10 protein-coding genes and 1 pseudogene are annotated in these 10881 nt (G+C 63.4%); 4 read left to right on the top strand and 7 right to left on the bottom strand.

Translation table 11 applies throughout. From position 1 onward, the window contains the following. Positions 1-33 precede the first annotated feature (33 nt). Entirely contained in the window at positions 34-792 is a 759-nt protein-coding gene (locus XH90_RS22715) for an SDR family oxidoreductase (protein ID WP_194476556.1), read from the bottom strand. Positions 793-980: 188 nt separating this feature from the next. Between XH90_RS22715 and nac the strand changes: the two genes are divergently transcribed. From nac to dusA, 4 genes are all read left to right on the top strand, one after another. Then, positions 981-1967: a nitrogen assimilation transcriptional regulator NAC gene (gene nac / locus XH90_RS22710; RefSeq protein ID WP_194476555.1), complete on the top strand. Its 987-nt coding sequence runs from the start codon at positions 981-983 to the stop codon at positions 1965-1967. A 104-nt stretch (positions 1968-2071) separates the two neighbouring features. Further along, a complete protein-coding gene (locus XH90_RS22705; RefSeq protein WP_194476554.1) occupies positions 2072-2743 on the top strand; it encodes a 4-carboxy-4-hydroxy-2-oxoadipate aldolase/oxaloacetate decarboxylase in 672 nt (223 codons plus the stop codon). A 41-nt stretch (positions 2744-2784) separates the two neighbouring features. Continuing rightward, a complete protein-coding gene (locus XH90_RS22700) occupies positions 2785-3771 on the top strand; it encodes a peptidyl-alpha-hydroxyglycine alpha-amidating lyase family protein (RefSeq protein WP_194476553.1) in 987 nt (328 codons plus the stop codon). A 326-nt stretch (positions 3772-4097) separates the two neighbouring features. Then, positions 4098-5090 carry a tRNA dihydrouridine(20/20a) synthase DusA gene (dusA, locus tag XH90_RS22695; protein ID WP_194476552.1) on the top strand — a complete coding sequence of 331 codons (993 nt, stop codon included), beginning with the start codon at positions 4098-4100 and terminating at the stop codon, positions 5088-5090. Between the two features lie 46 nt (positions 5091-5136). Here dusA and XH90_RS22690 read toward each other — a convergent pair whose 3' ends face one another. From XH90_RS22690 to XH90_RS22665, 6 genes and pseudogenes are all read right to left on the bottom strand, one after another. Further along, complete coding sequence (locus XH90_RS22690; protein WP_194476551.1) at positions 5137-5799, bottom strand: outer membrane protein; 663 nt, start codon at positions 5797-5799, stop codon at positions 5137-5139. Between the two features lie 192 nt (positions 5800-5991). Then, the gene (locus XH90_RS22685) at positions 5992-6546 is read right to left on the bottom strand and encodes a TIGR02281 family clan AA aspartic protease (protein WP_194476550.1); all 555 of its coding nucleotides are present in this window, start codon (positions 6544-6546) and stop codon (positions 5992-5994) included. Between the two features lie 28 nt (positions 6547-6574). Further along, positions 6575-6778, bottom strand: a complete 204-nt coding sequence (locus tag XH90_RS22680; RefSeq protein WP_194476549.1) for a DUF1289 domain-containing protein — start codon at positions 6776-6778, stop codon at positions 6575-6577. A gap of 44 nt (positions 6779-6822) precedes the next feature. Beyond that, positions 6823-8418, bottom strand: a complete 1596-nt coding sequence (locus XH90_RS22675) for a HAMP domain-containing sensor histidine kinase (RefSeq protein WP_194476548.1) — start codon at positions 8416-8418, stop codon at positions 6823-6825. A gap of 140 nt (positions 8419-8558) precedes the next feature. Further along, positions 8559-9836, bottom strand: a complete 1278-nt coding sequence (gene nhaD / locus XH90_RS22670; protein WP_194476547.1) for a sodium:proton antiporter NhaD — start codon at positions 9834-9836, stop codon at positions 8559-8561. A gap of 23 nt (positions 9837-9859) precedes the next feature. Beyond that, positions 9860-10756, bottom strand: a pseudogene (locus XH90_RS22665) (NAD(P)-dependent oxidoreductase); the annotation flags it as partial. Positions 10757-10881 lie beyond the last annotated feature (125 nt).

The raw sequence follows: 10881 nt of genomic DNA, 5'->3' as shown, positions 1-10881 counted from the left end.
TTGACGACCTCTCGCGTTCGGGGCGTTCATGCATTACTCGGCCGGCGGCCGGCTCTTCTGCGCGAAATTAAGGCCGCCGACGACCTGCTGGGTCGGCAGGACTTCCATGAACGCCACATTCATGCGCGCTGGCGAGCCCACCACGAATGCGATCGAATTTGCGATGTCCTCGGGCTGGAGGGCATCATAGTCGTCGAAGAAGCGGCGCTTGGCTTCGGCCAGATCGCCCAGCAGCCGCCCGAAAACCTCAGTCTCGACCCGGGCCGGCGAGATCTCGGTGACGCGGACCCTGGTTCCGTAGAGGTCGACGCGCAATTGCTGCGACAGCGAGTGAATGCCGGCTTTCGTGGCATGATAGACGGTATTTCCGCCGCCGAACGCGTAGTGGCCGGCGATCGAGGAGATATTGACGACATGACCACGGTCGCGACGTGCCATGCCCGGCACGACGAGGCTCGTCAGATGCAGGACCGCGCGCAGATTAACGTCGATGAGCGCGTCAATATCTTCCGGCGTGGTGTCCAGGATATTGCCGCGCCGGGACTGGCCGGCATTGTTGACCAGGACGTCGAACTCGGCCGACTTTGCCAGGGCTGCGAGCGCGTCGAGGTCGCTGATATCAACGGCGCAGGGACGGCAACCGGTTTCCGCCGCCAGGGCGGTCAGGCGCGCGGCGTCACGTGCCACGGCGTGAACCTGAAGTCCCTCCGCACTCAGGCGGCGAACCGTCGCAGCCCCGATTCCCGAGGAAGCGCCCGTCACCAAGGCCGTACGATAATCCGAAAATCCCATCCCAAGGGCTCCTCTGCTACCGTCCAACCCGCGCGAGCGGCATCGGCTGCAAGGCGAGCTGCGGACGAGTGCAGTACCAACCTATAGGCCCGCAGGGTTCCCAGTGGTAAGAACAATTCCTTCTGATCCCATAGCTTCAGCCTATTGCTGCTGCATGGCTCCCTAGCTGGATATCCGGAGACTCCGTATTGGATACGAAACGTTTGGAGGCCTTCATCAAGGTCGTCGATCTCGGCAGCATGACGAGCGCGGCGAAGGTGCTGAATGTCGCGCAGCCGGCGTTGAGCCAGCACATTGCGAGCCTGGAGGCGGATTTCAAGAGCAAGCTGCTCCATCGCAGCGCCCGCGGCGTCAAGCCGACCGAGGCCGGACAAATCCTCTACCGCTATGCCAGGTCGATCCAGCGCCAGATCGAAGAGGCAAGGCGCACCATTCTCGACAACAAGCCGGAGTTGACGGGCAATGTCACGATTGGCCTCGCCCCGCTCAGCTCGGCCGCGCTGCTCGCAACCCCGCTGCTGTTGCGGGTCCGTGAGCGCTATCCCGGCATCGTGCTGCACATCTATGATAGTTCCGGAATCATGCTCAGCGAAATGATGCTGAAGGGCAGCATGGATATGGCTGTCCTGTATGGCGATCGTCCGGTGACCGGTCTCGATTACAAGCCGTTGATGCGCGAGCCTTTCTATCTCGTCGCGCCCCGCAGCACCTATGGGAATCACGCTCCTCCCGACGAAGTTTCGGCGGCGGAGGTCGCGCAATTCGACCTGCTGCTGCCGTATCGGGAATCCTTCCTGCGTCAGGCGGTCGAGCGGGTCTGTGCCGAGGCGGGGCTCCGCCCGCGCATCGTCGCCGAGATCCATTCGCAATCGACCTTGTCTTCGGCAATCGCGGCCGGAATCGGTGCTGCGGTGCTGCCCATGTCGATCGCAAAGGAGTTGCCGAACCTCGACGAGCTCTGTGTTCGCAGGATCAACGCGCCGTCGGCGTCGCAGCAGATGTCGTTGTGTATCTCGGACAACATCGCGCTGTCCGACGCCGCATTCGCGGTCTACAAGATCTTGCTGGAGATCATTGCGAAGGACTGGGGACCGTACGATTGCGCGACGAGTCCTAATGCCGTTGTTGCAGCGGTCTCTATGGCGGTGCGGGATGGGTCGGACGAAGAGCCATAACGAAATGCGATGCGGCAATCCTAAAATCTGAAATTCTCGAAGATTGGGCCGTGGACTATTTGGAGGTGTAGCGCAGTCTTGCTGCGGACCCCCAGGGAGGGACCATGGTTCACGTGATCAAAACTTTCGACCGACCTGCCGCAGACCTCGTCGAACGCATCAAGCAGTTTCCTCCCTCCACGCTGCATGAGGCGCAGGGACGATCGGGCGCGCTGACCTCCCGGATCAAGCCGATCTATTCAGGGATGCGCGCCTGCGGCCCAGCCCTCACGGTGAGCTGCCATCCCGGCGACAACATGATGCTGATCACGGCGATTTCGCTGGCGAAGCCAGGCGATGTGCTCGTGGTGAGCGCGGGCGACCATCCTGAACAAGGCGGCTTCGGCGAGGTGCTGGCGACGGCGTGCGTCGCCAAGGGCATCGTCGGGCTGGTTACGGATGCCGGCGTTCGCGACGGCCTTGCGGTGCGCGGCACTGGCTTCAACGTCTTCTCCTATGGCCTCTGCATGAAGGGCACCGTCAAGGAGACGCTCGGCACCATCAACCAGCCGATCGTCATTGGCGGCATCGCCGTTCGTCCCGGCGATATCGTCAGTGCCGACGACGACGGCGTCGTGATCGTGCCGAAGGAGAATATCGCCGATGTCTGCGTCAAGTCGGCGGCGCGCGAGGAGAAGGAAGCCGGTGTGATGAAGGCACTCAAGGCTGGCGGGAACATCCTCGAACTGTCCGGCATCGGCAAGGTGCTGGAATCCAAGGGTTGCACCTTCGCTTGAGCGATGGTGCGTGCCGCAAGCGAGCAATAGCGGGAAAACCAGTGGCAGCGATCCTCGGCTCGGGCGAACATCGCTACCGCGTCGTCGATAATTGGGCGAAGCTGCCGGATGGCTGGCAGCTCACCGACGTTGCCTCCGTCGCGGTCGACAGCAAGGATCGCATCTACGTCTTCAATCGCGGCGCCCATCCGATGGTGGTGCTCGATCGCGACGGCAATTTCCTGCGGAGCTGGGGTGAGGAGCTGTTCTCACGCGCCCATGGCCTGCACATTGATGCCGACGACAATCTCTACTGCACCGACGACGGCGACCACACCGTCCGCAAATGCACGACCGACGGCAAGGTGCTACTGACGATCGGCGTGCCCGGGAAGCCCGCGGCGTTCATGAGCGGCGATCCCTTCCATCGCTGCACCCACACGGCCTTGTCGCCGAAGGGCGAGATCTACGTCTCGGATGGCTACGGCAACGCCCGCATTCACAAGTTCACGCCGGACGGCAGGCTGATCACGAGTTGGGGCGCGCCGGGCACCGATCCCGGTCAGTTCAACATCGTCCACAACATCGTCACCGATGCCGACGGTTGGGTCTATGTCGCCGATCGCGAAAACCATCGCGTGCAGGTGTTCGACGGCAACGGAAAATACGAGGCGCAATGGAATAATTTGCACCGGCCCTGTGCGCTGTGCTGCTGCGGCGGGGCCAAGAACCCGACTTTCGTGGTTGGCGAACTCGGGCCGGCCATGCCTGTCAACCGCAAAGTGCCCAATCTCGGCCCGCGGCTGTCTATTGTGGATGCCAACGGCAAGCGAGTTGCGCGGCTCGGCGGCGAGGACGGTCCCGGCCTTGCGAGCGGAAAGTTTTTGGCGCCGCATGGTATCGCGCTGGATTCCAGGGGTGACATGTATGTCGGTGAGGTCGGCGTCACCGACTGGAAAACAAACTTTCCGGACGAGGATATGCCGGCCGTGGTCCGCACCTCGCGCTGCCTGCAGAAACTGGAGCGTGTGACGGACTTTCAGCGCTGACCTTGGCGGCAGTTGTGTCGCTCGGATGCGCGTGAAGTTCAAGGAACATCGCGCAATTTATACTCAATCCGCAAACTGGGCATAACGCCGGTCTAGAGCAGCTTTACATAGCATTGTATTTCCGTCGCTAGTCTTGCAAGCCGCGTGTGCACGCGGCTTTTCGTGTGCGCGACCTGTGCACTGAGAATCCGAATTCGCGATTTTCCCTTCCAATCCAGACCCAAATGAGCCTAGAAGAGCCACCCCTGCGGAAACGTGGCCGAACTCGATATCTCAGTCGCTCCTACAACATATGCGACTGATCGACACCAAAATAACTTAGCAAGATGAATGACTTACGCTGGAGATTTTCCACAGCGCCGATGATGGATTGGACCGACCGGCACTGCCGGGTGTTCCACCGTCACCTGACGAAACGGGCGCTGCTTTATACGGAAATGCTGACGACGGGCGCCATCATTCATGGCGATCGGGAGCGGCTGCTCGGCTTCGACGCAGTCGAGCACCCGGTGGCGCTGCAGCTTGGCGGCTCGGATCCCAGCGACCTCGCGAAAGCTGCGCGGATCGGCGAAGAGTTCGGCTATGACGAGATCAATCTTAATGTAGGCTGCCCGTCCGATCGCGTGAAGGACGGCCGCTTCGGTGCTTGCCTGATGGCTGAGCCGGATCTGGTGGCAAGATGCGTCGAGGCGATGAAGGGGGCGGTCTCCATCCCCGTCACGGTAAAATGCCGCATCGGCATCGATGACCAGGATCCCGAAGTAGCGCTCGATACGCTCGCGCGCGCTGTTGCGGCTGCTGGCTGCGACGCGCTGATCGTGCATGCCCGCAAGGCCTGGCTCGACGGTCTGTCCCCGAAGGAGAATCGCGACATTCCGCCACTCGACTACGACCGCGTTTATCGGCTCAAGCGTGCGATGCCTGATGTGCCTGTGATCATCAATGGCGGCGTCCTGAGCATAGAGGAGGCGAAAGCGCATCTTGCGCATGTCGATGGCGTGATGCTCGGCCGCGCCGCCTATCAGGAGCCGTGGCGGTTGCTCTCGGTCGATAGCGACATCTTCGGCGAGGCGGCGCCGCACGCGACCATGCAGGACGCATTCGAGGCGATGATGCCCTATGTCGCGGCGGAGCTGGCGCGCGGCACGCGGCTGCACGCCATCACGCGGCATTTCGTCGGCGCCTTCCACGCCGTGCCCGGTGCACGCGCTTTCCGCCGTCATCTTGCCGAGCAGGGCGTTAAGCCAGGCGCCGGGATCGATGTGCTGCGCGATGCGATTGCGCGTGTCGGTGCTCGCGCGCCGGCAGAGGCAGCGTAGCCGCAAGAAAAGCCAGATCGCGGCATCTGGCTCTTCCTCAAGAGGCTCAGCGGAACAGGTCGAAATGGTAGTTCACGCCGACGCGGAAGCTGTGGAGTTTCGCAGCATTCCAGTCCGGCAGATTGTCGTGTTTGAATTCAGTGTAGAGATATTCGGCCTTGGCCGACCATTTCGGCGCGAACGCCCATTCGACACCGCCGCCGGCGGTCCAGCCCATCTTCATCTTGTTGATCGGACCGTCCTTCAATTCGCCGGTGGCAAGACCGGCGGTCCCGAAGAACAGCAGGCGTGAATCCATCGTCGCGATGCCGGCGCGGGCACGGCCGGTCATGTACCAGGGCAGGCTGACCGCGGCGCTGTTGAGCGCGTCGTGGTTCTTGACATCGCCACCTTCGAAGTCGTTCTCGATGCCGACCACGAACATCGGCGAGAGCTGATAGTTGTAGCCGATCTGTACGCCGCCGATGGCGCCCTTGACCTTGCCGCCGCTCGCACCGACGAGATTGTTGAAGGCATTGTCGCCGCTCTCGGCGTAGCCGGCGTTGAGGCCGGCGTAGAGGCCGGTCCAGGAGTAGACCGGCTGCGGCGCGGTGTAGGCGGGGGCGGCGTATCGCGGCGACAGGTCGGCTGCGCTGGCGTTGCTCGTTCCGAGCGCGACGGCAAAGGGCAGGGTGCGTATCGCGCGGCTCAAGGCGGCTCTCGCAGTCATCACTTTCAATCTCCCAACTTGGCCGCCTCAATCACTTGGGCGCGACGGCTCGTCCAACCCCGATCGGGGAACGGCTCCATCTATAAACCGACTAGTTGGTTTGTAAATAGCGGAATTGCCACGGCCGCGTTCGTTGTGGATTCAAGGATTGGCTGTGTGGCCGGGACCGGAAAGTGGCGCTTTGGCGCGCGCCTAATCGACCGCCGTGCGTCCGCGGCGGTGGCTGCTCTGGAGCTCCGGATAGCCGGTGAGCAATAGCGTGTCGGAGCGCACGCCCCAGCTCTCGAGGCGATCGAGGAAGCTCATGCCGAGCAGATTGGTCTTCATCTGCCCACGCTGCACCACGAGCGCCGGCACCGACTTCTCGACGAGATGGCCGACGGCGAGACGATCAAGTGTCAGCCGCGCCGCCTTGGTGTGACCGCCCGCGGTCTCGAGGTCGACGTCATATTCGAGCACCTCGAGCGGCAGCCCGATCGCCTTCGCGGTCTCCCAGGTCAGCACGACCGACGTGGCGCCGGTATCGATCACCATCGGTGCGGCGACGCCGTTGATCTTGGCGCGTAGTGCGAATTCACCGCCCTGGCCTCGCTGGATCTGCACCGCGGGGGCGGGCGTTGCCGTCTTTGTGCGAAAGATGTGCGAGACCTTGTGGCTGGCGCGCGCGATCTGACCGGGGTCGCCATAGGCCACCACGGCGCCGGCCGTGCCGGCGAGCATGACGAGGACGAGCAGGAAGCGGATCATTGCGCGCCTCCGAAGGCGCGCGAGCCCGTCAGGCCCGTTTGGCCGAGCCCCCGATCGGCTGCAACCCGGCGTCCGCTAGTCGCGCCGGGAGCTGCGCCATCAACGCGAGCCGTTCCGCCCTTTCCATGGCGTGCCAGCGCGCGATCTCCGGCAAAGTCCGGCCACAGCCGAAGCACAGCTTGGTCTTGGGATCGATCATGCAGACGGCGACGCACGGCGTTTCTTTGCTCATCCGGACATAGTGGGGGATTGGCGGGCATGTCTGCAAGCATGTGTTTACGAACCCGTGCCCGCGCTCATGATCGGCTTGTGTCGCGGCCTGCGCTTCTCGTCAGGCACCATGGAACTCTCGGGCTGGAGGGGCGGCGCGTCCTCCGAGAGCGGCGCAAGCGCGCTCATCACGCGTTCCGGCGGGAAGGTGACGATCACCTCGGTGCCGATGCGCAGCTTCGACTTCAGCGTGAACGTGCCGCCATGCAGGTCGATCAGGTTCTTGGCGATGGGGAGGCCCAGGCCTGCGCCCTGTTCGGCCGATTTGATCGAGTTGGAGCCCTGGCCGAACGAGGCGAGCACGACGGGGATCTCGTCCTCCGGGATGCCCGAGCCGGAATCCTTCACCGAGAGATACTGCCCGCCAGACGCAGTCCAGCCGGCCTTGAGCCAGATCTCGCCGCCTTGCGGAGTGAACTTGATCGAGTTGGAAAGCAGGTTGAGCACGACCTGGCGGATCGCGCGCTCGTCGGCCCATAGCCGCGGCATCGCCTGCTCGAACACCTCGTGAATGGTGATTCCGCGGCTGGAGGCGCGCAGCTTCATCAGATGGTGGCAGTCGGCGACGATGCCGACCAGAGACACCGCTTCCTCGTTCAGTTCGTAGCGGCCGGCTTCGATCCGCGACAGATCGAGGATCTCGTTGATGAGGTTGAGCAGATGCACGCCGGAATTATGGATGTCCGCCGAGTATTCCTTGTACACCGGCACCGCATGCGCGCCAAAGATCTCGCTCTTCATCACCTCGGAGAAGCCGAGGATGGCGTTGAGCGGCGTCCGCAGTTCATGGCTCATCTGCGCGAGGAAGCGCGATTTGGCGACGTTGGCGGATTCGGCGCGGTGACGGGCTTCATCCGAGATCGCCTTGGCCTGTTCGAGCTCGCCGATCAGCGCGTCCTTTTCGGCGCGCGCTTCGAGCGTGGCGAAGGTCGAGGAGTGCAGGCGATGCGCCAGCAGCACGAAATAGCCTTCGGCCGCGAGTGCGAGTGCACCGAGAATATAATTGTCCAGCGAGCCGCTCATCACGAAGCTCAGCGCCATGGCGACCGCAACCGGCGCGGTGGCGGCCAGCGCTGCGATCGGCAGATTGGCGGCAAGCATGCTCGATACTGCGATCACCAGCAGCATCAGGAACATCATCAGCGTTTCCGTGACCATGTCGAGCACGGGATGGATCAGTATTGCCATCCAGCACAGGCCGTAGAGCAGGTCGAGCACGACGAAGCGCGTTCGCCAGGCGCGCGTCGCGGTGGGCGACGCTGGCTCGATCAGGAAGCGCTTGCAGCTGCGGATCATCGCGGCGTGGATGCAGATCATGCCGGCGGTCCAGGCCGCGGCCGGGATCGGCTGCATCCACAGGCCGAACAGCATGCCGGTCGCGACCACCAGCAGCATCACGACGTAGGAGGCGGAGAGCCGTGTCTGCGCATATTGGCGGAGCAACTCGGCGTCGAAGGCCGGCCGGGTTCCGCTGGTCGACGTTAACTTATCGCGCGCCTCGCGCACCCGCTGCGCCGCAGCCCTTCGGCTGCTCACCGACGGAGCGCTGGCCGGCTCGGCCGGAAGCTGCACTACCTCAGGCTTTTCAGCGGGGTTACTCATCAAGCAACAACGATTCCTGCCCACGTCGGACGCGGGCCTTCTGCATTGTCTATCTCTGGCAAGAAATCCTTAAGAGGTGACTTAAGGAGCTAAAAAATTACGTTAACCGGATGTTAATTCGGGCCCCCGGCAGTTGCCGCTCAGTGCAGCCACGCGTGCTGCGCGACATAGACCACTGCGCCGGCCAGATAGCCCGCGAGCGCGGGTACCGCGATGCGGCGGGCGTACCAGAGGAACTCGATCCGCTCGAGCCCCATGGCGGCGACGCCTGCGGCCGAACCGATGATCAGGATCGAGCCGCCGGTGCCGGCGCAATAGGCGATGAACTCCCAAAGGAAGCTGTCTGGCGGGTAGTGGCCGAGGTCGTACATGCCCATGGTCGCGGCCACCAGCGGCACGTTGTCGATGATGGCGCTGAGCAGACCGAGCACGACGACGATGATGTCCTGGCGGCCGATCGTGGCATCCAGCCATTTCGCCAGCATCGAGAGCAGGCTCACATGTTCGAGGCAGGCGACCGCGAGCAGGATGCCGACGAAGAATACGATCGAGCCCATGTCGATCTGCGTGAGCGCGTGCGCGAGCGACAGGGGACGGCGAACATGCTCATCCTTGCCGCGATGGACGATGTCGCCGACCAGCCAGACGAGGCCGAGTCCGAGCAGCACGCCCATAAACGGTGGCAGATGCGTGGCCGCCTTGAAGGCGGGCACCGCGATCAGCACGCCGAGCCCGAGAAAGAACATCAGATTGCGCTCGACCTGGTCGACGCCGAGCATATTGCCGTCTTTCGGAGGCGGCGCGATGGTCTTGCCCTTCAGTGCAAAGCTGATCGCCGCCAGCGGCACGAGCAGGTTGATCAGGGAGGGCAGGAACACACCGCTCATGATGTTAAGCGGCGAGATCTGGCCGCCGATCCACAGCATTGTGGTGGTAACGTCGCCAATCACGGTCCATGCGCCGCCGGCATTGGCGGCTATGACGATGAGGGAGGCGAACAGCAGGCGGTCCTCGCGCCGCGCGATCAGGCGCTGGATCAGCGAAATCATGACGATGGTCGTCGTCAAATTGTCCAGGATAGAGCTGAGGAAAAAGGCCACGAAGGCGACCAGCCATATCAGCTTGACCTGGCTGGTCGTGCCGATGCGGGAAGTGATGACTTCGAAACCGTCATGGGCGTCGATCACCTCGACGATCGTCATCGCGCCGATCAGGAAGAACACGATCTGTGCGGTCGAGGCGACGGAATCGTCGAGCTGACGGCCGACCAGAGCGTGGTCGCCCGTCGTGATCCCATAGATCATCCAGAGCAGGCCCGCGCCGAGCAGCGCGGACGCACTCTTGTTGATCCCGATCGGATGTTCGAGCGCGATCGCTGCATAGGCGAGAACGAAGAGTGCGGTGATCGCGATCAGCAAGGCGGAATTCGCTTCGTCAGGTATCAGCGCGACAGGCGCGCGAGCAGGCTCGACGTATCCCAGCGTTTGCCACCCATCTTCTCGACCTCGGCATAGAACTGGTCGACCAGCGCGGTGACCGGAAGATTGGCACCGTTGCGGCGAGCCTCAGCCAGCGCGATCGAGAGGTCCTTGCGCATCCATTCGACAGCGAAGCCGAAATCGTACTTGCCCTCTTTCATGGTCTTGTAGCGGTTCTCCATCTGCCAGGACTGCGCCGCGCCCTTGGAGATGGTCTCGATCACCGCGGCGACGTCGAGGCCGCTCTTCTGGGCGAAGTGAATGCCCTCGGAGAGGCCCTGCACTAGGCCGGCGATGCAGATCTGGTTGACCATCTTGGTCAGCTGGCCGCTCCCGGCTGGCCCGAGCAGTTTGCACATCCGCGCATAGGCGCCCGTGATGATCGGCTCTGCGCCGGCATAGACGTCCTGGGCACCGCCGCACATCACCGTCAGCACGCCGTTCTCGGCGCCGGCCTGGCCGCCGGAGACGGGGGCGTCGATGAACTTGAAGCCGGCCTTGGTCGCGGCCGCGTCGAGCTCGCGCGCGACTTCGGCGGAGGCGGTGGTGTGGTCGACGAAGGTCGCGCCCTTCTTCATGCCGGCGAAGGCGCCGTCTGGGCCGATCGTGACCGCGCGCAGATCGTTGTCGTTGCCGACGCAGCACATCACGAAGTCCTGGCCCTCGGCCGCGGTCTTCGGGGTCGCCGCGGTCTTGCCGCCGAACTTGTCCGCCCACTCCTTCGCCTTGGCGGCGGTGCGGTTGTAGACGGTGACCTCATGGCCCCCTTTTTTCACGAGGTGTCCGGCCATGGGGAAGCCCATCACGCCGAGACCGAGGAAAGCGACTTTAGCCATGTGTGTGTCCGTAGCTTGAGTTTTACGGTTGCAGCCGGGCGAGGGGGCGCCAGCCGGGGTCCTTGAGGTTCCGCCCGAGGGCGGGCCGGGCGCACCATAAACCCTTGCGGGCAGAGGGCAACGGCTTCGTTTGGCGGCCTCCTGTGCTA

It is taken from the genome of Bradyrhizobium sp. CCBAU 53338 (genome assembly GCF_015291665.1).
Taxonomy (GTDB): Bacteria; Pseudomonadota; Alphaproteobacteria; order Rhizobiales; family Xanthobacteraceae; genus Bradyrhizobium.
This window is presented reverse-complemented; position numbering and strand designations above follow the sequence as displayed.